This is a genomic window from Maricaulis sp. B-26, assembly GCF_056857855.1.
Window position 1 is genome coordinate 22,379 of sequence record NZ_JBSXNX010000027.1, and the last position, 21,604, is coordinate 43,982.

A 21,604-nucleotide genomic window follows, 5' to 3' on the forward strand; every position below is an offset into this window, starting at 1 on the left:
CCCTGAGTCAGACGCTGACGATTTCCGGCACCGGCATCGCCGTGCGGGAGAAGACGCGGCGAATGGTGAAGCTGGAGACCAGGCGTGCCACGCCGGGAAGGCCCGAGAGGACTTCCCGGTGGACGCGCTCGTAATCATTGGCGTCGCGCACCAGGACGCGGACGAGATAGTCCGCATCGCCGCTCATCAGATAGCATTCCATGACTTCCGGCACATGCTCGACCGCTTCCTCGAAGCCGACGAGCGTTTCGCGCTTCTGATTGTCGAGCGTGACCTGGACATAAACCGTGATTCCGCGGCCCAGAGCCTTTTCGGATAGAATGGCCACATAGCGGTCGATGACACCCGCACTCTCCAGCGCCTTCACGCGCCGGTGGCAGGCCGAGGCCGATAGCCCGACACGTTCCGCCAGTTCCGCATTGGTCAGACGGCCATGTTCCTGAAGCTCCGTGAGAATGGAGATGTCGACACTGTCCAGACGCATGAAACACCCTTCCCCGGATTAATCGCATCGCCGCAGATCATTGTGGATTTCCGCGCGCACGACGTATATACATCGCCGCCGAAACCGTTTGGCGCACGATAATTCACACAGCCCGACGGGATTGTCAAATTCATTCGCGCAAACGTGGCGGCGTCGAAGATTCTCCGCAGCGTCTTGCGCAATAGCGAGCAGACAGGAAACAAACATGCGCATCGGTGTCCCCAAGGAGATCAAGGTCCGCGAGTATCGCGTCGGTCTGACCCCCAATAGTGTGGCCGAATTCGTGCGCCACGGGCACGAGGTCTATGTCGAGACAACGGCCGGGGACGGGATCGGATTCAGCGACGAGGCCTATATCGCCGCCGGCGCCACCGTGCTGCCCGACGCGGCATCCGTGTTCGAGAAAGGCGAGCTGATCGTCAAGGTGAAGGAGCCGCAACCGTCCGAGACGGCGATGCTGCGTCCTCACCACACGCTCTACACCTATCTCCACCTCGCCGCCGACCGCGTCCAGGCCGAAGGCCTGCGCAAGGCCGGCTGCCTGTCCATCGCCTACGAGACCGTCACCGACAATGACGGCCGCCTGCCCCTGCTCACCCCGATGAGCCAGGTCGCCGGCCGCATGTCCGTCTCGGTCGCCGCCCACTGCCTGATGAAGGCCCAGGGCGGCCGCGGCCTGATGCTGGGCGGTGTGCCGGGCGTGCTGCCGGCCCGCGTCGTCATCATCGGCGGCGGTGTTGCCGGTACCCATGCGGCGGAAATGGCCATCGGCGCCCGCGCCGACGTGACCGTCTTCGACCGGTCCAACAAGCGCCTCGCCGAGATCGACGAACAGTTCGCCGGCGCGGTAAAGACCGCCTACTCCACCCAGGCGGCGCTCGAGCAGGCCGTCAAGGATGCGGACGTCGTTATCGGTGCCGTGCTGATCCCGGGCGCTGCAGCACCGAAACTGGTCACCCGTGAAATGCTCAAGGAGATGAAGGACGGCGCCGTGCTCGTCGACATCGCCATCGACCAGGGCGGCTGTTTCGAGACGTCCAAGGCGACCACGCACGACGACCCGACCTACATCATCGACGGCGTGGTCCACTACTGCGTGGCCAACATGCCGGGCGCCTATGCCCGCACCTCGGCCGTGGCGCTCAACAATGCGACCCTGCCCTTCGGCCTGGCCATCGCCAACAAGGGCCCCAGGCAGGCGCTCAACGACGACCCGCACCTCGCGCGCGGCCTCAACACCGCCGAAGGCGAGATCTGCTACAAGCCGGTCGCCGACGATCTGGACATGCCTTTCGTGAAGCCGGACTGGCTCACCAGCATCTGATCGCGACACAGTTCGAAAGAAGGCCCCGTTCCGCCGGAACGGGGCCTTTTCGTTTCAGCGCTGCCGCAAGCGTCGTATCCAGCCTGCTGCAAGTCCGAGGATGACGATCCCGATCGCCGCCAGGGCAAGTCCGGCAATCAGTTCGTTCGCGGGCGACGGCGAACCGGACAGATTGGCGGCCCGGATCGCGACCAGCCCCCAGCCGAAAGCCGCCGCATAGAGCAGCGAGCCGGTCCGCCAGCTCAACCAGCCGGCCGTGAGCGTGGCGAGTGCGAGAATGGCAACTGCCGGCCCGGTGGCGCCCGATCCCAGCCAGGGCAGACCCATCGATGTCGCCGCCACGAGAATGTTTACATACAGGGCTGCCGTAACCCAGCCCGCTAGGGCGAAGAGCGGCGCGCGGGCGATCCTGTCGGCGAGCGACGCGCCGGTAACGGCCTGCGCCTGGAAGAGCAGCATCGCGAGCGAAATCCAGATCGCGCCGATAATCGCCACGCTGGCCAGCCCGAACCCGTCGAGCGGGACCACGACCTCCCACAGCGCATTGCCCCAGAAGGCTGCGGCTGCCGGCCAGCCGATCCGCGCCAGCGACGCCCGCCCCTGCCGGAAAAGGTGATAGAGGGCGAACAGCACGCACCCCAGAAAGAGTATATTCCAGATGGCAAAGGCATAGCCGGCCGGCGTGATCAAAGTCGGGATAGCGTTGGAGCGGCTCGCTACGGTCTCGCTCCATTCCTGGACGAAGGGCAGCGCCCCGAAGACGATCTGGGCGAAGGCTCCCGTCAGGAGCGCCAGACTGCGCAAACCATTTCCACTTGCCATAGGTGGACTCCCTGCTGTCACATGCGAATGGTACGCCTCGCGCACCACGACAGATCAAGCCCTCGCAAAATTGCGGGTGCTCCCGCGGGAGAATCGCTGAAAGCATCGGACAGGGTGCGTAAACCAGTGGGGACAGATTGGCACGCTACGACCTGATCATCTTCGATTTCGACGGCACCCTTGCCGACAGCCTGACCTGGTTCCGTTCGGCGCTGGGAGAGGTTGTCGACAAGCACAACCTGCCGCCGATCTGCGAGGACAAGGCGGAGGCGCTGCGCGGCCTGACGCCGAAGGCGATCATGGACGAGCTTTCCATCCCCACATGGAAGATCCCGTTCATCGCCGCCGATGTGCGGGCACGGGCCGCCGAGAATGTCGACAAGATTCATCTCTTCGAGGGAATCGCGCCGCTGATCCACGAACTGGCCGAGCGCGGGACCGAGCTTGCCCTGGTGAGTTCGAACGGCGAAGTCGCCGTGCGCGAAGTGCTGGGACAGGATCTGGCCGGCCGCTTCGGACAGTTCGCCTGCGGCGCGGCCCTGTTCGGCAAGGCCTCGGTCTTCCGCAAGGTCATCCGCAAGGCCGGCGCGTCGCCGGAAACCACGCTGTGCATCGGCGACGAGGTCCGCGATCTCGAAGCCGCCCGCGAAGCCGGCTGCGCCTGCGGCGCTGTGAGCTGGGGTTTTGCGACGCGCGACATCCTCGCTGATCATGCGCCGGATCATCTGTTCGACCAGCCTGAAGCGATCGCGTCGGCCATTCCGCTCAACGGACAGGCGACGCGACGCGCCTGACGGCTAGCATCACCCGCAGACGCGTGCCTTGGCCGCCTCGTATTCAGCGGCAAGCTCGGCGATATAGTCGGCGGCGGGACGGACGCCCTTGACCGAACCGATCCCCTGCCCCGAACCCCAGATATCGCGCCAGGCCTTCGCCTTGGAACCGCCGCCCGAACCGAAATTCATGGCCGACGGGTCGCTCTCCGGCAGATTGTCCGGGTCGAGACCGGCGGCCTCGATGGAGCCGCGCAGGTAATTGCCGTGAACCCCGGTGAAGAGGTTGGTGTAAACGATATCCTCGGCGCCGCCTTCGGCGATGGCCCGCTTGTAGCTCTCCTCGGCACGCGCCTCTTCGGTCGCGATGAAGGCCGAGCCGATATAGGCGTAGTCCGCACCCATGGCCTGCGCGGCAAGGACGCCGCCACCTGTCGAGATGGCGCCGGAGCACAGGATCGGACCGTCGAACCAGGCGCGGGTCTCGGCGATGAAGGCGAAGGGCGACAGCGCACCGGCATGGCCGCCGGCCCCCGCCGCCACGCAGATCAGGCCGGTTGCGCCCTTCTCGATCGCCTTGTGGGCGAATTTCTGGTTGATCACATCGTGCAGCGTGATGCCGCCCCAGCCCTGAACCGCCTGATTCAATTCCTCGCGCGCGCCCAGCGAAGTGATAACGACCGGCACCTTGTATTTTTCGCAGAGGGCGAGGTCTTCCTCGAGCCGGTCGTTCGAGCGGTGAACGATCTGGTTCACAGCGAAAGGCGCGGCCGGGTTGTCCGGATTGGCGCGGTTGTAACTCTCCAGTTCGGAGGTGATCTGGTCGAGCCATTCATCGAGCTGGCTCACCGGCCGCGCATTGAGCGAGGGGAAGGACCCGACAATGCCTGCCTTGCACTGGGCGAGCACGAGGTCCGGATTGGAAATGATGAAAAGCGGCGAGCCGAAAACGGGCAGGCGCAAACGGCCTTTCAGAACTTCAGGTTCGGACATGGGAACTCCCCTCTGGATCGACCTTGCCCCGCATGGCTTCTTGCGGCCACGGGGGTAAACAGCGTTCAGGAAAATTAGAGAGCCCGGTATGCGATGTCGAGGCCGGAGTGGAGTGACGTATGCGTCAATTTGCGGCGATACGACCGGGCCTGTTTTCAGACCGCCGCCTTGCCATCCGGCGGCGCATCGACATGGGCCCACATATAGAGCGCCAGCCAGGAACGATAGGGCTTGAAACGCTCGGCAGTGCGCACCGTCTTGCGCCGCTTCGAGGTCAGCCGCTCCAGCGTCTTGCGCGCTGCGACGTCCCCGTCCGGCCAGATGTCCGGCTCGCCGAAATAGAACATGTTCATCATGTCCGCCGTCCATTGCCCGACGCCCCAGATCTCGGTCAGGCGCGTGGCCCGTTCTTCCGGTGAAAGCGCCCGCAGCGCCTCGGCATCCAGCCCCTGATCGCGGTGCGTCTCGGCGATGGTAATGATGGTACGTGTCTTGGAACCCGACAGCCCGCACGCCCGCAGACTGTCCGTATTCTCCGGCCTGAAATGCTCGAGCAGTGAGCGCTCGCCGGCGCTCGCTTCGACGCGGCTCCAGATACTGCTCGCGGCCTTCACCGATATCTGCTGGCCGGCAATGGCCCGGCAGAGATACTGGGGAAAGGGCACTGTATCGCGCCGGGGAAAGGACAAGGGGCCGAGGCGAAGCAGGGCGGCGTGCAACTCGGGAAAGAGCGGTTCGGCTTCCGCGAGCAGATGGGCATGAACGGCGTGCTGGGACATGCGGACACGCTAGAACCGCACGCTGCGCCGGAAAAGCCGTTTCTTGCGCCCCGTGCCCCGAACTGCTGCGATTGTCGCATGGCGCAAACGGGCCGCCGCTGATACTTGCACGATCATGATGATGATCCTGCGACATGGCCGGACTGCCTTCGCGCAGCTTGTGATGGCGCTCGCCCTTCTGGCCGCCGGGACCCAGGCCTGCCTGCCGCACGGCTATATGCTGGGCCGGGACGGCGTCACGGGCAGCTTCTCGGTCGTCTTCTGTACCGGACGGGGCGCGACCGAGCGCTGGCTCGATCTGGACACGGGCGAGATTCGCGACGCGCCAGCCGCGCCGGACGCAGACATGTCCGGACCGGATCGCAGCTGTGCTTTCGCCGCGACCTCCGCCGCTCTGGGCATTCTGCCCGTACCGCCAGTTCTCCTGCGTCCGCAGATCGAGACCGGCCCCGGTCTGCCGCCGTACGGGTCGCATCACGCAATCCGCGCCTTCGCCGCAAGGCCGCCCGCCCGCGCTCCGCCGCACACAGCCTGACATCCCGAAACCCGAATTGTGTCAGTCAGCCGCCCTGCCGGGCGGCCAAGGAGTGTGCGTCATGAAACGCGTCCATCTTGCTTCGGCGAGCTCGCTCGCCCTCGCCCTGCTTTCCACGACGATCGTCGTCAGCCCTGCCTCCTTCGCCCAGGCGGCGGCCGATCCCCTGCTCGACGTGATCACCGTGCGCGGCCCCAGGACGGATACCATCGGCACGGACCGGATCGATCCGGCCGGTGCGGCCCCGTCAGGCCCCGATACGGCCGGCATTCTCGCCCGCCTTCCCGGCACCGCAGCCATCGGCAATGGCGCCCTGTCCGGCCAGGTCCAGTATCGCGGCCTGTTCGGCCCGCGCGTGAATGTCCGGATCGACGGGATGAACTTCGCATCCGGCGGTCCCAATCTCATGGACCCGCCCCTGCACTATGCGCCCCCCGTCCTGATAGAGCGGGTGGAAGTCGCCCGCGGCGTCAGCCCGGTCCGGCATGGGCCGGGGCTCGCCGGCGGTGTGGATGCCGTCTTCAAACGGGTGGCTTTCACCGACTCCTCCGACCTCTCCCTACGCTACGACCTCTCCGCAGGCTGGCGCTCGACCGATGAAAGCCTGGCCGTCGGCGGCATTGCCGGCATCGCCAACCGTGCGATGCGCCTGCACGTTCTGGCTTCGCACGAGGATGGGGGCGATATCGATTTCCCCGGCGGCACGATCGGCGGTTCGCGTCATGAACGCGATGTCGTCGGTCTCGGCTTCGGCGCGCGCTCGGGCGATCACGAATTCGGGCTCGACCTGCGACGACAGAAAACCGGCCCCACGGGCAATCCGCCTTTTGCCATGGATATCCGCTATTTCGATACGGACGTGGCGCGCGGGACCTGGCGCAGTGCGTTCGGCGAGACCGTAGTCAACGCCTTCGCCGCCTGGAGCGATGTCGATCATGCGATGAATAATTTCGACCTGCGCCCGGCCCCGGCCTCGATGAGGATGTATCGCGAGACCTATGCCCATGCGACGACGCGATCGGCCGGTGTGGACGTGACGCATCCCCTGCTGGGCGGCGATATCCGCCTGGGTATGGACGGCAAGCAGGCCGATCACGACGTGACCATCACCAACCCGGCCAATGCGGATTTCTTCCTGACCAGTTTCCCGGATATCGGCATCTCGCGCTTCGGGGTCTTCGCCGAATGGACAGGCAATACGGGCATCTGGCAGGGCGAGCTGGGCCTCAGGATCGATCGGCACAACGCTACGGCCGGCACGGCCTCGACCGGCAGCGCCGTCCCGCCGATGCCGGGGATGCTGGCCATGGGCTTCAACATGTCCGGGCGAGAGACCGAGGACATGACAGTCGATGCCGTCGCCCGTCTCTGGCGCCCGGTGAGCGAGCGCACCACGCTGCGCGTCACTCTCGCCCGCAAGACCCGCGTGCCGACCCATGTCGAGCGCTTCGCCTGGCTGCCCACACCGGCAAGCGGCGGGCTCGCAGACGGCAATACCTATGTCGGCGAGGCAGGGCTGGCCCCGGAGACGGCCTGGATCGCGGAAGCCGGCCTCGACTGGTCCGGCGCGCGCGCCTACGCGCGCCCGACCGTCTTCTATCGGCGTATCGACGACTACATCCAGGGCGTTCTATTCGATGCGACGCCGGGCGTGACCGACAGCCCGGTCGAGATGGTCTCCGCCATGAATGGCGATCCGACGCCCCTGCGTTTCGGCAATACCGATGCAGACCTGTGGGGCCTGGATGTCGATTTCGGCCTGCGCATGTCGGCGCGCTGGCGACTGGACGGCGTGGCCTCCTGGGTCGAGGGCGAGCGCCGCGATATCGACGACGCGCTCTACCGGATCACCCCGCCCAACCTGCGTCTGGCCGCGACCTATGAGACCGGATCATGGTCCGCGACCCTGGAAACGCTGGCCGTCGCGGAGCAGGACCGGGTCGCGGCGTCAAATTCGGAAGCGTCGACGCCGGGCCATGTCCTGATCAATCTGAGCGGCCAGTGGCAGGTCACGGAGCAGGTCCATCTGTCGGCGGGTCTCGAAAACCTGCTCGATCATGCCTATCGTCGCCACCTCGCGGGCTATAACCGCAATACAGGATCCGATGTCGGCGTAGGGGAACGCCTGCCGGGTCCCGGCCGCAGTTTCGGCATCAGGCTGACTATTCGCGGCTGACCGGATATTGCCGGGCGGCGGCGCAACGCCGCCCGGACGCCTTGGAGGGACGCAATGAAGCTGTTTCGGATGATGAGCAAGATTCATCTCTGGCTGGGTATCTTTGTCGGGGGTCAGGTCATGCTGTGGCTGCTCTCCGGCCTGGTCATGGTCATCGTTCCGATCGAGGAGGTTCGCGGCGAACACCTGCGGACGCCTGAACCGCGCGAGAGCATTGCCTGGGTCGGGGAAACCCTCCCGCTTCCGGAAATCCTGTCGAGTGCCGGAACCGAAGTCCTTTCGGCCCGCACAGGCACGCTTGCCGGCGAACCGGTCTGGCGCCTGGAGACGGCCGACGGGCCGCTCATGATGGATGCCCGCACCGGCGAGAGCCTGTCTCCGGTTCCCGAAGCCCTCGCCCTGTCGATCGCACAGGCACGCCAGTCCGGTCTCGGCGAGGTCATTTCCCAGGAATGGCTCGACACCCCGCCGCGCGAAGCGGGCCTCGGCGTCCCCGCCTGGCGGATCGATTTCGAGGCGGGCGAGGATACCCCTCCGACCACGTTTTACATAAACAGCCAGACCGGCGAGCTTCGCGCCGTACGCACCACGATGTGGCGGGTCTTCGATTTCTTCTGGGGCCTGCACATCATGGACTGGTCCACTCGCGAGAACTTCAATTCCTGGTGGATCAAGGTGACCAGCATCATCGCGCTGATCTTCGGCATCACGGGCGTGGTCCTCGCGGTGCAGCGCATGCAGTGGAAATTCTGGCCCTCCACCCGCCGCTAAGGCTCAGCTGCCGCTTTCGTGAAAGCGGGCGTCGGAAAACAGGGTGTGCATGCGCGCATAGGCCGTCAGGTCGGAAAGCGCGAGCACGCCCATGAGACGCCCGCGATCCACCACATAGACGCGGTCGAGATGCTGCCTCTGCAGGCGCAGAAAAGCCGCATCGGCCCCGTCCGTCGGCGCGACGACCTCGACCTCGCGCGGGGAGACTGCGATCTCGCCGAGCGGCGTCGAAGCACGCGCGTCTGAGGCCACCGCCCGCGCATCCTCCACGCCCGCACCGCCGACCAGTTCGCCATTGCTGCGCACCACGGGCAGCCAGTCGCGATGATGCATGACGAGTTTTGAGCGGATGAAATCCGCAACGCTGAGACCGGCATCGGCGGTCTCGAAGGCGGGTGACACCAGATCGCCGACCTGGACACCGGCAAGAGCCCTCCGGGTTTCCATCTGCACGCGCGAGGCGATGGCCGCATTGCGCAGGAAGAAACCGATCAGCACCCACCACGCCCCCGCGATCGAACCGGCGGCAAGCAGGACGAAAGCCCCCATCACCATGAAGACGATGCCGAAGGCTTCGCCGGCCCGGCTGGCCATCCGCGTCGCGGCGAACTGGTCCTTGATGAACATCCAGATCATCGCCCGCAGGACGCGGCCACCATCAAGCGGGAAGGCCGGAAGCATGTTGAATATGGCGAGGATGAGATTGATCAGGCTGAGATAGGACAGCACCAGCGCGACCGGCGTGATCTGCGTACCCGTCGTCACCAGCCCGGACGCCAGCCCGAAAACCACCGACAGGAAGACACTCATCGCTGGACCGGCCAGCGCCATCAGGAGTTCCTGATAGGCATCGGTCGGCTCGGCCTCGAGCTCTGCCGCCCCGCCGAACAGGAAGAGCGTGACGTGATTGATCGGCATGCCGAAAGCGCGGCCGACGAAGGTGTGCGAGAGCTCGTGCGCGATAATGGAGAAGGTCAGCCCCAGAACGCCGGCGACCGCCATGACGATATAGGTCGTGCCCGTAAAGCTTTGCTCCAGTCCGGGGAAGAAGCCGGACGCCAGCGACCAGCCGACCAGCAGCGCCAGGAAAAGCCAGGACGGTTCCGCCCGCACGACGACGCCTCGGATCCGGAAGGAGAAGATGTAGGGCCGCATGCCGCGACTTTAGGCGAGAGCGCTCCGATAGGCGAGAGCACCCTGATCGCACCCGTGCGTTTTGCCCCTCTGAATGGCCGGACAAAGGCCCGCTTGCGGACAGGTCCGGGTCACAATGATGCCCTGCTTGCCCCGCAAAACGCCCTCGTCTACACCACCGCAGCAAGACCGGCCGCGACCGAACCCGATACGACCGTCATTCCCGTGTCCTGGAAATCGCGTGCGACCGTCCTCTGTGACCGTACCCAGCAGACCTGCCGGCCAGGCCTGCGAGCGCTTAGAACCGGAGCCGAATACATGGCAGACCTGTTGATCCACGGCGGACATCCGCTTTCCGGAACCATCCACCCGTCGGGCAACAAGAATTCCGTCCTGCCACTGCTCTGCGCCTCGCTGCTCGCCGACGAGCCGGTCACGCTGACCAATGTTCCCGACATTACCGACGTCGCCAAGATCACCGACTTCCTGCGCTCGATCGGCGTGAAGATCGACTGGGACAAGGAAAAGGGCGAGATCCACATGTCCGGCCAGGCGGTCACCGCCGAAACCGCCGGCGACTGGGCCCTGCCCTCGGGCATCCGCTCCGCCGTCCTGCTGATCGCGCCCCTGCTCTACCGTCTCGGCGAGGTTCGCCTCGAGACCGATTCCAAGGGCTGTTCGCTCGGCATGCGCGAGATCGACCCGCACGTGCACGTCTTCCGCAAGTTCGGCGTCGAGGTTTCCGGCTTCTCGCCGACCACCTTCTCGCTCGGCCACAAGCCGGACGCCTGCGATATCTGGCTGGAATATTCCTCGGTCACCACGACCGAGAACTTCCTCATGCTGGCAGCCGTCACCGAAGGCGTCTGCACGATCAACAATGCCGCCGCCGAGCCGCATGTGCAGGATCTCTGCGTTGCGCTGCAGGGCATGGGCGTGGAGATCGAGGGCGTCGGCACGTCGAAGCTGACGGTGAAGGGATCGCGCACGCTCAAGGGCGGCACCTATGCGGTCGGCGACGATCACCACGAGATCATGACCTTCCTCGCCATCGGCGCCGCCACAGGCGGCGAAGTGCGCGTGCTCAACCGCGTGAAACAGCACTTCCCGCTGATCAACGACACCTTCCGCAAGCTCGGCGTGATCGTCGAGGACGACGGCGAATATTCACTGGTCCGGGCGGGTCAGACGCTCAATATCGCCGAGCCGCACACGCCCCAGCTCCTGCCGAAGATCGAGGCTGCGCCCTGGCCCTATATCCCGGCCGACCTGCTGCCGCCCTTCACCGCGCTGGCAGCGTGCTGCCACGGCGAGGTGCTGATCTGGAACAAGGTCTATGAAGGCGCCCTCGCCTGGCTGCCGGAACTGGCCAAGTTCGGCGTGCGCATCACCCAGTGCGATCCGCACCGCGCCATCATCCACGGCAACACCACGCTGCATGCGGCGAGCGTCGATGCGCCCTACATCATCCGCGTCATCATCGCCCTCTTCATGGTCGCCGCCCGCTGCCCGGGCGAAAGCCTGATCCGCCACGCCGACCCGATCCGCCGCGCGCACCCGAACTTCGTGGAAAACCTCCGAAGCCTCGGCGCGCAGGTTGAGTGGGTCGAGGGCGAGTAACGCCTCCCGACTCACGAATTTCTCAGACCAGGCCGCGAGACCGCAATTCGCGCAGACGCGAGCGGCCGACCGGAATGCGCTGGCCGTCCTGAAGCAGGGCAACATGGTCCCGGCCGTCGCGCTCGATCCGCGCGATCTGATCCTGCGCCACCCACCAGGAGCGGTGAATCTGCAGCCCGCCCTCGCCGCGCAAGCGCGCCACGGCATCGCGCATGCGACCGCGGACGAAGGCCCGGCCCGTCTCGGCCTGCACATCGAGATAATGGTCATTGGCATGGACAAAGAGGACGCGGCCTGCGGGCCAGCGTTCGAATTCGTCCGTCCCGCCTTTCGGCGCCGGTAACAGCCCTGCAATGACCGGCCGCGTCGCGATCAGCTCGATCGCCGCCTCGGCCTTGTCGGCCAGCGTCTCCGGTCCGATGCCTGCGAGCGCGCGCAGGAACAGCACGAAGCCGCCGAGCGCGCCAACGAGCGGGGCGAGGAAGATGAGGAATTCCCAGAACGGATCGCGCGCCTTGGGCAGGAGCGGCGTGGTCTTGAGCCAGTCCATCTCGAACGTGATCAGCACCAGCGTCGCCGCCAGCGACAGGACACCCGAGACGAGCCGGAACGCCGCGCGGCGCGGCAATAGCTGCGTCAGGGCCCGTTCGATCAGAACGACCTGCCCCACCAGCAATCCGCCGACCACCAGCCACAGGGCCAGCCGGTGCGCCACCCCCAGACCGTCCGTGTCGTAAGCACCGCTCAAGGTCAGGACCACTGCAAGCGCGGCCACGCCGGCCAGATAGGCGGCAAGCCCCGTCCAGCGGCGCTCCGGACCGTTTGCGACAGGCTGCGACATTTCACGATCTCTCATTGGCCATGGCGGTCCGCGCCGGCGCAAACAGCGTCTGCCACGCCCCGGCGGGCAATCCTAGTCAATCGAAACCAGAGGCATCAATCATGCGTACCATTACCGCCCTTCTTCTCCTCCCCCTCATCCTGACCGGCACCGCCGCGACCGGCACGGCCCTGGCCCAGGAACGGCGCGAAATCCCTGAATTCGCCGCGCTCGGCGATACCACGCCGGACCGCCTCGCGGAGATGGAAGCGTTCATGGAGGAATACCGCTCCGCCTGGTCGGAACAGGATACCACCCGCGTTGCAGCCCTTCACACCGCGGATACGGAATGGATCAACGCCTATGCCCGCATGTTTCGTGGCCGCGACGCGCTGGAAACCTTCGTCGGCGAGCGTCTCTTCCCCGGATTCTCGCCGGAAGTCTCGCGCGAGGAAGCCGAGCTCATGCGCATGATCTCGGTCCGCTTCATCGGCCCCGATGCCGCCGTCATCCACATGTATACGGACAGCCATCGCGGCGTTTCCCGCAATGAAGGCGAAGCGGCGCGACGCACGCACTTCCATCTCGTTCTCGGCCGCACGGAAGACGGCTGGAAGATCGGTCACACTGCCATCATGGACGCGCGATAGAGCGGTCTTACGGGCGCGGCGGACAAGCTCTGACCAGTCCGCCGTCGCTCGTTAGCTGGGGGTGGCGAATGCATCACTCGCCTGAACTTGCGTACAAGCCCCGACGCCAAGACTGCGGGCGGAGGGAAGTACCGGCGGTCGGGGCGCGATCGCGGGAGGCGTCACACATCTGCGGTCGCTACCGCCCAACAACTGATCGCTGGTTACTCGCTTAAAGCTGCGAAGCTTTCCGCAGGCCACAAAACAATCCCCACAGTTATGAGCAGGCCTGCCGCTCCAATTACAACTGCCCAGTCTCTCCAATCTTGAGCGGCTTTGAACAACTTATCTGGGAGGTCGATGGGTTCGGGGGGTCTCTTACCTCGAATATTGCTTTTGGATCGTCTTTGCGAAGGGCCCCCGCCACATCCATCATCCAGTTCTGATATTCGCGATGGCTGGTGGTGAACACATCACGGGCACCTGCGTGATACATTGCCAACAAATGATAGCTCGCCCAGAAGCCGGTCCCTGCTACTGCTGCGAACAACAAGGCCGGCAACGCCAAGAGAATTCGGCACTCTATGAGGTCCGCTTGAAAGATCGCCGACACGCCCAATAGACCGCCAACACCAAACAGCATTACCACCCGGCAGCTTTCCTTCACCGACATCAACGCCTGCTCATGGTGAAATGCAGCACTCGTGAACGCGAACGATTTCTGAGCCTCTATGAGATCGAGGATGGTGGGTGACGTTCCCCACTTCCCTTCTTTGTGTTCTGACATTACTGCTGTCGAACCTCCGGCCCCTTGATGGAATTGGTAGACATAACTGACTTAAAATCAGTGGCTTTCGGGCGTCCCGGTTCGAGTCCGGGAGGGGCCACCAATTCGCCCAGATCCCTATGACAGTTTGACTGCACGGGCCCAGGTGACGGGCGGTGACCAGCAGGGTTTTCACCCGCCGGCCACCTCTGATGCATCAGGGTTTCGGCGAGCCCTGCTCGACCTGGGCGGCCCGCTCGACGATGTCGAGGAATTCAGCGCGGTAGCCGAATTCGTCCGGCCCCAGCGCAGCGCGGGCATCCTCTGAGATCGCATCCCAGCCGTAATCGTCGGACAGGTAGGGATCGCCGCGAAGCGCCTGTGCGAAACCGGCGACGGAGACCGAGAAGCGGACCTCCTGCGGGGCTGCGTCGAAGGCGGAGACCGCGTCCAGATCGGTGATCGGGCGCTCCATCAGCAGGCTTTCGTCTTCGCCGGGCGGCTTGTAGCGCAGGCGCAGGAAGGCGTATTCGCCATCCGTTTCCGGCCCGGCCTGCGGCCCGCTTCCATAGCGCAGCGGATCGGTCAGAACGCCTTCCGAGCCCGGCGCCGCGATCTCGTAGATAGCGGTGACCGAATGGCCCGACCCGATTTCGCCGGCATCGACTTCGTCATTGTTGAAATCGGCCCGCTCCAGCATGCGCGTCTCGTATCCGATCAGACGGTATTCGGCGACGCGGGCCGGATTGAACTCGACCTGGATCTTCACGTCGTTCGCGATCGGGAAGAGCGAGGAAAAGCTCTCCTCGACCAGCATGCGGCGCGCCTCGCGGCGGCTGTCGATATAGGCCGCCGTGCCGTTACCGGCCTGGGCGATGGTCTGCATCATGCGGTCGTTGTAATTGCCGCGACCGAAGCCCATGACGGAAAGATAGATACCGCTCTCGCGCTTGCGGGCGACGAAATCCTCCAGCCGCTCGTCCTGTGTGACGCCGACATTGAAATCGCCGTCGGTGAGCAGCATGACCCGATTGACGGCGTCCTCGTCGAAATTGCGCTCGGCGAGATCATAGGCCAGCGCCAGACCGGCCCCGCCGGCGGTCGAACCGCCCGCGCTGAGACGGTCGAGCGCGCGGTGGATCTCGCGAGCATCGCGCGCCTCGGTCGGCTCCAGCACGGCACCGGCTGCGCCCGCATAGACGACGATGGCGACCGTGTCGTCCGGCTCCAGCTCGTCGACCAGCATGTGCATGGCCTGTACGGCCAGCGGCAGCTTGTCCGGCGCATTCATCGACCCGGACACGTCGATCAGGAAGACGAGATTGGCCCGCGGCCGCTCGTCCGGAATGATGTCATAGCCCTGGATGCCGACATGCATCAGCTGCGTCGCCTCGTTCCAGGGATTGGGCGTGACCGTGACATGCATGGCGAACGGGTTTTCCGGCCCCTCCGGCAGCGCATAGTCATAGTCGAAATAATTGATCATCTCCTCGATCCGCACGGCATCGGTCGGCGGCATCTGGTTGCGGTCGATCAGGCTGTTGCGCACCAGCGCATAGCTCGCCGTATCGACATCGATGGAGAAGGTGGAGACCGGGTCCTCGGCGGTGACCATGACCGGGTTCGGGTCTTCATCGGAATAGCGTTCCCTGTCGACGACCGGCTCGGCCTCCGGCCGGATCATCGGGCTGATCCGGCTGCCCGTCACCGTGACCATATCGGCCATCGCATACTCCGCGGCCGGCGGCGGAGGTGCAGGCGGGGGCGGCGAAGACGGTATCGGCATCACCTCCTCGTCCGTCGAGGTGGCCATGCAGGCGGCCATGGTCAGGCACGCACACCCGGTGAGCAAAACATGTCTCATGAGATCCCCTTCCCGTCTCTCATCCCCCGTCCCGCACACCTTATGCGCGCAAAAGGGCACGGCGAAAGGACGAAATCGGGGCGATTAGGAGGCAGAGGGTTTTTGCCGACTAGCTTTCCGGATCGATCCGCGGCGTGTAGCCGAGTTCTTCGACCATCCCGGCGATGGCCTCGATCACCGCGTCCAGCGCTTCGGTATCTGTGGAGCGGGCGACAAGATGGGTGCCCCGCTTGATCTCGCCCGCCTTCACTTCGAGGAAATAGGGATAGGAGCCGATCGCGACCTGGTCATACTTGTCCTGCAGCTCGCCCAGCGCCTCCGCGATCTCGCCCTCGCGCAGATTGTCGCCCTTCACAGAGCGCGAGACGGTGACGGCGCCGTGCTCGAGCCGGTGGTCGATATCATTGAGCATGCCGGCGACGATGGACGGCACGCCGGCCATGGTGAAGACGTTTTCCATCTGGAAGCCCGGAGCACCCGTGACCGGATTGTCGATCAGTTTCGCGCCGTCCGGAATGCGCGCCATGCGCTTGCGGCTCTCGGTCACCGGAGTCTCGGTCTTGGCGTACCATTCCTCGATGATCTCCAGCGCATCCTCGCGGACATCGATACCGACGCCGAAGGCCCTGGCGATGCTGTCGGCGGTAATGTCGTCATGGGTCGGGCCGATACCGCCCGTGGTGAAGAGATAGTCGACCTTGGCGCGCAGGGCATTCACGGCCTCGACGATCTCGTCCTCGATGTCCGGAATAGTGCGGCTCTCGACGATGTTGATGCCGAGCGGCGCGAGGAAGCGGGCGATCTGCTGGAGGTTCTTGTCCTGCGTCCGTCCGGAGAGGACTTCATCGCCGATCAGGAGGACGGCAGCGGTCACGCGCCTAGTTTCACCCATGAGATTCTTCCTTAAATCATGCCTGCGACCGGGTATATGAGGCGAAAGCCCCGAAGTCCAAGCCCTCAACGCAAAGCCGAGCGTCACGCCATGAAATTCCCGACCGAGCTCATCCCCGGCCGCCTGGTCAAGCGCTACAAGCGCTTCTTCGCCGATGTCGAACTCGAGACCGGTGAGGTCGTGACCGCCCATTGCGCGAATACCGGCGCCATGACCGGAATCAAGGAACCCGGCCTGCCGGTCTGGCTCTCGCCCTCGGACAACCCCAAGCGCAAGCTGAAATACACCTGGGAGATCGTCGAGGCGGAAGGCACGCTGATCGGCGCCCTGCCCAACCTCGCCAATGCGCTCGCCGAGGAAGCCGTGAATGCCGGTCGCATCGCCGAGCTGACCGGCTATGACAGTCTGCGCCGCGAAGTGAAGTATGGCGAGAATTCCCGCATCGACCTTCTGCTCGAACACGCCGGCAAGGCGCCGTGCTGGGTGGAGGTGAAAAATGTGCACTGGCAGCGCGGTCCCGGCATCGCGGAGTTCCCCGACGGCGTGACCTCGCGCGGCGCCAAGCATCTTGGCGAGCTCACAGCCCGGGTCGAGGCCAGCGACCGGGCGGTCCAGCTCTTCGTGGTCCAGCGCTGCGATTGTCACACGCTCCGGCCCGCAGAGGATATCGACCCGGTCTATGCACAGGCGCTGCGCGACGCGGCGGCCGCTGGTGTGGAGGTCCTCGCCTATGCCTGCGAGGTCCGCACCGACGCCATCGAGATCACGCAGCCCATGAAGGTGGACCTGTCATGACGCAGTATGACGGCTGGGACCTGCCCGAGCCCTATGTCCACCGCATCACGGTCGGCGAAGACGCGATCGACGCCTTCGGCCACGCCAACAATGCCCGCTATCTGGAATGGGCCGACCAAGCCGCCTGGACGCACTGGGTGGATGCCGGTTACCGGATGGAGGATTGCGCCGAGGACGATCGCGGCATCGCCATCATGCGGACCGAGGCGGACTATCTCGGTCACGTCCGGCTTTGCGACGAACTGGACTGCGCCGTCTGGATCACCAAATCCGACGGACGCCTGCGCGCGGAACGCCGCTACCAGTTCCGCAAGGCCTCCGACGGCAGCACGGTCTTCAGGGCCGTCACCACGCTGGTCTGTTTCCAGCTCTCGACCGGCCGTCCGGCGCGGATGTCGCAGGCGCTCAAATCCCACTACCAGGTCAAACCCTGCGTGGCCGAAGCGCTCCTGACTGAAAATTAACGTGGCGCTTCATTGTCCGGACCGGCCATCCCCCTATAGTTCGCGTTTACTGCAAAGACTGTCTCATCTGGGGGAGGCCCAACATGAAGTATCTCGTCCCGGCTCTTGCGGGCCTGGCCCTCGTCGCTTGTGATTACGTCCCGACCGGCACCGGCGATGCCGAAACCGCCGCTTTCACGCCGAATGTGAGCGCGGAGAATATCGAGGCGCACATCCGTTTCCTGTCCACCGACTACATGGCCGGCCGCGATGCCGGTTCGGACGGATACGAGATCGCTGCCAATTACGTCGCCTCCCAGATGCGCCTGCTCGGCCTCGAGCCGGCCGGCGATAACGGCTCCTATTTCGCCGACGTCCCGATGCAGGACATCCGGCCCGATGCCGAGTACGGCCGCTTCATCTTCGACGGCGAGGAGATGGCCCAGGGCGAAGGCGTGATCATCGGGACCAACCCGATCCAGCTGGAATCCCGGGCCACGGGCGAGCTGGTCTTCGTCGGTTACGGCGTCTCCGCCGACGACCAGGACTATGACGACTACGCCGATGTCGATGTCGACGGAAAAATCGTCGTCATGATGGGCGGCGTGCCGGAGCACGTCTTCGAAGGGCTCAGCGAGGAACGCGCCCACCACGGCTCCACCGCGACCAAGCGCGCCGTCGCCGCAGCGCACGGCGCTGTCGGCATGATCAGCGTGAACAGCTGGCCGCAGGAGCGCCTCGCCGCGATCGCGGAAAACTTCATGAGCCTGCCCGCCACCCAGCTGACGGCCGCGACCGGCCCGTCCGCCTACGAACAGATTGCCGTAAGTGCCACGGTCGGCGCGGACCTCGGCGCGCGCCTCTTCGAGGGCGCGGAAATGAGCCTGGAAGATGTCCGGGCCGCGATGTCTGACGAAGAAAACCCTGTCGTCCCGACCTTCGACCTGCCGCACACCGTGACCATGCGCCAGCGCACCCTCTCGGAGCCCTTCACCGACCCCAACGTGGTCGGCATGATCCGCGGCAGCGATCCGGAACTGGCCGACGAAATCGTCGTCCTGACGGCGCACCTCGACCATATCGGCGAGATCACCGAAGACATGCGCGGCCGCGGCTCCTGCCGCTCCTCGGACGAGGAAGACCAGATCTGCAACGGCGCCGTCGACAATGCGTCCGGCGTCTCGATCATGCTGGAGACGGCCCGCACCTTCCTCGAAGAGGGTACGCCGCGCCGCTCCATCCTCTTCGTGGCGCTCGCCGCCGAGGAGAAGGGCCTGCTGGGCTCCGAGCACTTCGCGCGCAATCCGACGGTTCCGGCCGAGCAGATGGTGGCGAACGTCAATCTGGACATGCCCGTCATCGTCTATGATTTCGCCGACGTGGTGGCCTTCGGGTCCGACCACTCCAATCTCGGCCCGATCGCGACGCGTGCAGCTGCGCAGCTGGACATCGAGGTCAGCGAAGACCCGATCCCGGAACAATCCCTCTTCGTGCGCTCGGACCACTACAACTTCGTGCGCGAAGGCGTGCCATCGCTCTTCCTGATGACGGGCTTTTCCTCGCCGGATCCGCGCTGGGACGAGGGCGAAGGCTTCATGGGCTTCCTGACGACACACTATCACCGCCAGACGGACCAGCTGGACGGCGAACTGGAAGTGCTGTTCGAGCAGGGCGCCAAATTCGCCAACATCAACTACATGATCGCCCGCGAGATCGCCGATAGCGACGAACGGCCGGCATGGAATGAAGACAGCTTCTTCGGCAATCTCTTCGCCGGCGACAGCGAATAATCCCTCCCCTCCGAGGACAAAATGCAGGCGCGCGCCGTTCCATAACGGCGCGCGCTCTGTATATAAGGGCTACTGGAGGACTGCCGAATTGACGAATGCGTACGAGATTGTTGACGACAGCGACCCGACCCAGGCTCGCGACGGACGGATCAAGCTGCATGGGGCCGAAGGTTTCGCGGGCATGCGCAAGGCTGGCCGGCTGGCCGCCCAGGCGCTCGACATGCTCGCCGAGCACGTCCAGCCGGGCGTGACCACGGAATATCTCGACCGCCTCGCGCGCGAATTCGCCTTCGATCATGGCGCCGTGCCGGCCACGCTTTACTATCGCGGCTATCGGCACTCGCTGTGCACCTCGCTCAATCATGTCGTCTGTCACGGCATTCCCGGCCCCAAGCCGCTGCGCGAGGGCGATATCCTCAATATGGACATCACGCTGGTCGTCGACGGCTGGCACGGCGATACCAGCCGCATGTTCACCGCCGGCAAGCCCAAGCGGAAGGCCGAGCTCCTCATCGACACGACCTATGAGGCGATGATGGCCGGTATCAACGCCATCAAGCCGGGCGTCACCCTGGGCACGATCGGCGCGATCATCCAGGAATACGCCGAAGCCCGCCGCTGCTCCATCGTCCGCGATTTCTGCGGCCATGGTCTCGGCCAGCTCTTCCACGACAGCCCGAACGTGCTGCATTTCGGCACGCATGGCGATGGTCCCGAGCTCAAGCCGGGGATGTTCTTCACCGTCGAACCCATGCTCAATATCGGCCGCCCGGACGTGAAAGTCCTCTCCGACGGCTGGACCGCCGTAACGCGCGACAAGGCGCTCTCGGCCCAGTTCGAGCATTCGGTCGGCGTGACCGAGGACGGGGTGGAGATATTCACCCGATCGCCCAAGGGCCTCGACAAGCCGCCCTACGATATCTGATCCGACCCCATGCCCGAGATCGCGCATCATTCCGGACATCGCCAGCGCCTGCGCGAAAAACTAACCCAGGCGGGTGGAGCGGCTCTTCACGACTATGAGCTGCTGGAACTTTATCTCTTCCGCTCCATCCCGCGCCGCGATGTGAAGCCGATCGCCAAGGATCTCATCGCCCGCTTCGGGGATCTGGGCGGGGTCGCGACGGCGCCGCTGGAGAGCCTGACCGAGATCAAGGGCGTCAGCGAGAAGACCGCCGCCGAGCTCAAACTGATCCACGCCCTATCCGAGCGCATGGCCCGCGAGCAGGCGATCGGGCGACCGGTCATCGCCTCCTGGTCGGCCCTGGTGAGCTATTGCCGCACCGCCATGCAGCACGCCACGACAGAACAGTTCCGCGTCCTCTTCCTCGACCGCAAGAACAAGCTGATCGCCGACGAGGTTCTGGGCCAGGGCACGATCGATCATGCGCCGGTCTATCCGCGCGAAGTCGTCAAGCGCGCCCTCGCCCACGAGGCCACCGCCCTCATCCTGGTGCACAACCACCCCTCCGGCGACGCCACGCCCAGCCAGGCCGATATCGACATGACCCGCACCCTCGCGGACATCTGCAAACCCTTCGACATCATCCTCCACGACCATCTCGTCATCGGCCGCGAGAACACGGCGAGCTTCAAGACGCTGGGATTGATGTAGGGGCGGTCGGCCCTAGTCCTTCGGCTCGATGGGCTGCCAGAGTTCGATCTTGGTCCCGTTGGGGTCCATGACCCAGGCGAAGCGGCCGTAATTATAGTCCTGGGGATCGCCGACGAGCGGGATGCCCTTCTCTTTCAGGCGCTCGAGCATCGCATCCATATCGTCGATGATCAGATTGATCATGAAAGGCTTTTCGGACGGGCCGAAATACTCGGTATCCGGCTTGAAAGGCGCGAAGATGGTGCGGGCGCCCTGCGGGAAGGCTTGCGCGGAACCGGCATGGAGGAAATCCGCGCCGCCGTAATCATTGAGCTCCATCCCCAGCGCGTCGCGATACCAGGCCATCAGGCCTTCCGGATCGCTGCTGTGAAAGAAGATGCCGCCGACACCGATAACGCTCGCCATGATCGCCTCCCCCTGACCGGCAGACCCGGCCCTGAACGTCTTGCCTGCCATGGGGCCTCAGGGTCTCTGTCAGGTCAAGGGCGCCCAAGGCGCCGCGAAGCGGTATTCACCCTTGACCTGACAGAGACCCTGAGGCGGACTCCGACAAGACAATAAGCGCCTGAAAAGAGAGCA

At 64.9% G+C, this 21,604-nt stretch carries 22 protein-coding genes and 1 tRNA gene; 13 read left to right on the top strand and 10 right to left on the bottom strand.

What is annotated here, in order from left to right; translation table 11 throughout:
* Positions 1-7: 7 nt before the first annotated feature.
* On the bottom strand, positions 8-484 hold the full coding sequence (locus AC13HB_RS13710; protein ID WP_482950339.1) for an Lrp/AsnC family transcriptional regulator: 477 nt from the start codon (positions 482-484) through the stop codon (positions 8-10).
* Between the two features lie 205 nt (positions 485-689).
* Between AC13HB_RS13710 and ald the strand changes: the two genes are divergently transcribed.
* Entirely contained in the window at positions 690-1,808 is a 1,119-nt protein-coding gene (gene ald, locus AC13HB_RS13715; RefSeq protein WP_482950340.1) for an alanine dehydrogenase, read from the top strand.
* Positions 1,809-1,862: 54 nt separating this feature from the next.
* On the opposite strand, the gene AC13HB_RS13720 is transcribed toward ald, so the two are convergent.
* The gene (locus AC13HB_RS13720) at positions 1,863-2,630 is read right to left on the bottom strand and encodes a hypothetical protein (protein ID WP_482950341.1); all 768 of its coding nucleotides are present in this window, start codon (positions 2,628-2,630) and stop codon (positions 1,863-1,865) included.
* A gap of 137 nt (positions 2,631-2,767) precedes the next feature.
* Here AC13HB_RS13720 and AC13HB_RS13725 point away from each other — a divergent pair, with 137 nt between their 5' ends.
* Positions 2,768-3,424 carry an HAD hydrolase-like protein gene (locus tag AC13HB_RS13725; RefSeq protein WP_482950342.1) on the top strand — a complete coding sequence of 219 codons (657 nt, stop codon included), beginning with the start codon at positions 2,768-2,770 and terminating at the stop codon, positions 3,422-3,424.
* 9 nt (positions 3,425-3,433) lie between these two features.
* Here AC13HB_RS13725 and AC13HB_RS13730 read toward each other — a convergent pair whose 3' ends face one another.
* Both AC13HB_RS13730 and AC13HB_RS13735 read right to left on the bottom strand, forming a co-directional pair.
* Complete coding sequence (locus tag AC13HB_RS13730; RefSeq protein ID WP_482950343.1) at positions 3,434-4,396, bottom strand: NAD(P)H-dependent flavin oxidoreductase; 963 nt, start codon at positions 4,394-4,396, stop codon at positions 3,434-3,436.
* A 155-nt stretch (positions 4,397-4,551) separates the two neighbouring features.
* Complete coding sequence (locus tag AC13HB_RS13735; RefSeq protein ID WP_482950344.1) at positions 4,552-5,175, bottom strand: DNA-3-methyladenine glycosylase family protein; 624 nt, start codon at positions 5,173-5,175, stop codon at positions 4,552-4,554.
* A 115-nt stretch (positions 5,176-5,290) separates the two neighbouring features.
* Between AC13HB_RS13735 and AC13HB_RS13740 the strand changes: the two genes are divergently transcribed.
* The 3 genes from AC13HB_RS13740 (at position 5,291) to AC13HB_RS13750 (ending at position 8,657) form a co-directional block, all read left to right on the top strand.
* Complete coding sequence (locus tag AC13HB_RS13740) at positions 5,291-5,710, top strand: hypothetical protein (protein ID WP_482950345.1); 420 nt, start codon at positions 5,291-5,293, stop codon at positions 5,708-5,710.
* Positions 5,711-5,771: 61 nt separating this feature from the next.
* A complete protein-coding gene (locus AC13HB_RS13745; RefSeq protein WP_482950346.1) occupies positions 5,772-7,886 on the top strand; it encodes a TonB-dependent receptor in 2,115 nt (704 codons plus the stop codon).
* A 54-nt stretch (positions 7,887-7,940) separates the two neighbouring features.
* Complete coding sequence (locus AC13HB_RS13750) at positions 7,941-8,657, top strand: PepSY domain-containing protein (RefSeq protein WP_482950347.1); 717 nt, start codon at positions 7,941-7,943, stop codon at positions 8,655-8,657.
* A 3-nt stretch (positions 8,658-8,660) separates the two neighbouring features.
* Here AC13HB_RS13750 and AC13HB_RS13755 read toward each other — a convergent pair whose 3' ends face one another.
* Positions 8,661-9,812 (bottom strand): site-2 protease family protein, encoded by a 1,152-nt coding sequence (locus AC13HB_RS13755; protein WP_482950348.1) that lies wholly within the window; start codon positions 9,810-9,812, stop codon positions 8,661-8,663.
* A gap of 297 nt (positions 9,813-10,109) precedes the next feature.
* Here AC13HB_RS13755 and AC13HB_RS13760 point away from each other — a divergent pair, with 297 nt between their 5' ends.
* Positions 10,110-11,411, top strand: a complete 1,302-nt coding sequence (locus AC13HB_RS13760) for a UDP-N-acetylglucosamine 1-carboxyvinyltransferase (protein ID WP_482950349.1) — start codon at positions 10,110-10,112, stop codon at positions 11,409-11,411.
* Between the two features lie 22 nt (positions 11,412-11,433).
* Here the strand turns inward: AC13HB_RS13760 and AC13HB_RS13765 are convergent, their stop codons facing one another.
* Positions 11,434-12,252, bottom strand: coding sequence for a LytTR family DNA-binding domain-containing protein (locus AC13HB_RS13765; RefSeq protein ID WP_482950350.1), 819 nt, complete (start codon positions 12,250-12,252; stop codon positions 11,434-11,436).
* Positions 12,253-12,353: 101 nt separating this feature from the next.
* Between AC13HB_RS13765 and AC13HB_RS13770 the strand changes: the two genes are divergently transcribed.
* On the top strand, positions 12,354-12,881 hold the full coding sequence (locus AC13HB_RS13770; RefSeq protein ID WP_482950351.1) for an SgcJ/EcaC family oxidoreductase: 528 nt from the start codon (positions 12,354-12,356) through the stop codon (positions 12,879-12,881).
* A gap of 280 nt (positions 12,882-13,161) precedes the next feature.
* Here AC13HB_RS13770 and AC13HB_RS13775 read toward each other — a convergent pair whose 3' ends face one another.
* A complete protein-coding gene (locus AC13HB_RS13775) occupies positions 13,162-13,647 on the bottom strand; it encodes a hypothetical protein (RefSeq protein ID WP_482950352.1) in 486 nt (161 codons plus the stop codon).
* 18 nt (positions 13,648-13,665) lie between these two features.
* Here AC13HB_RS13775 and AC13HB_RS13780 point away from each other — a divergent pair.
* Positions 13,666-13,750, top strand: a tRNA-Leu gene (locus AC13HB_RS13780).
* A gap of 93 nt (positions 13,751-13,843) precedes the next feature.
* Here the strand turns inward: AC13HB_RS13780 and AC13HB_RS13785 are convergent.
* Positions 13,844-15,352 (bottom strand): vWA domain-containing protein, encoded by a 1,509-nt coding sequence (locus AC13HB_RS13785; protein ID WP_482950353.1) that lies wholly within the window; start codon positions 15,350-15,352, stop codon positions 13,844-13,846.
* Positions 15,353-15,599: 247 nt separating this feature from the next.
* Positions 15,600-16,382 carry a competence/damage-inducible protein A gene (locus tag AC13HB_RS13790; RefSeq protein ID WP_482950354.1) on the bottom strand — a complete coding sequence of 261 codons (783 nt, stop codon included), beginning with the start codon at positions 16,380-16,382 and terminating at the stop codon, positions 15,600-15,602.
* 90 nt (positions 16,383-16,472) lie between these two features.
* On the opposite strand from AC13HB_RS13790, the gene sfsA reads away from it, so the two are divergent.
* The 5 genes from sfsA (at position 16,473) to radC (ending at position 21,025) form a co-directional block, all read left to right on the top strand.
* A complete protein-coding gene (sfsA, locus tag AC13HB_RS13795; protein WP_482950355.1) occupies positions 16,473-17,177 on the top strand; it encodes a DNA/RNA nuclease SfsA in 705 nt (234 codons plus the stop codon).
* Positions 17,174-17,641, top strand: a complete 468-nt coding sequence (locus AC13HB_RS13800) for an acyl-CoA thioesterase (protein WP_482950356.1) — start codon at positions 17,174-17,176, stop codon at positions 17,639-17,641. The genes sfsA and AC13HB_RS13800 overlap by 4 nt, the downstream gene beginning before the upstream one ends.
* 83 nt (positions 17,642-17,724) lie before the next feature.
* Positions 17,725-19,410, top strand: a complete 1,686-nt coding sequence (locus AC13HB_RS13805) for a M28 family peptidase (RefSeq protein WP_482950357.1) — start codon at positions 17,725-17,727, stop codon at positions 19,408-19,410.
* An 88-nt stretch (positions 19,411-19,498) separates the two neighbouring features.
* Positions 19,499-20,335, top strand: a complete 837-nt coding sequence (map, locus tag AC13HB_RS13810) for a type I methionyl aminopeptidase (RefSeq protein WP_482950358.1) — start codon at positions 19,499-19,501, stop codon at positions 20,333-20,335.
* A 9-nt stretch (positions 20,336-20,344) separates the two neighbouring features.
* Entirely contained in the window at positions 20,345-21,025 is a 681-nt protein-coding gene (gene radC / locus AC13HB_RS13815; protein ID WP_482950359.1) for a RadC family protein, read from the top strand.
* A 12-nt stretch (positions 21,026-21,037) separates the two neighbouring features.
* On the opposite strand, the gene AC13HB_RS13820 is transcribed toward radC, so the two are convergent.
* Positions 21,038-21,481, bottom strand: coding sequence for a VOC family protein (locus AC13HB_RS13820; RefSeq protein ID WP_482950360.1), 444 nt, complete (start codon positions 21,479-21,481; stop codon positions 21,038-21,040).
* Positions 21,482-21,604 lie beyond the last annotated feature (123 nt).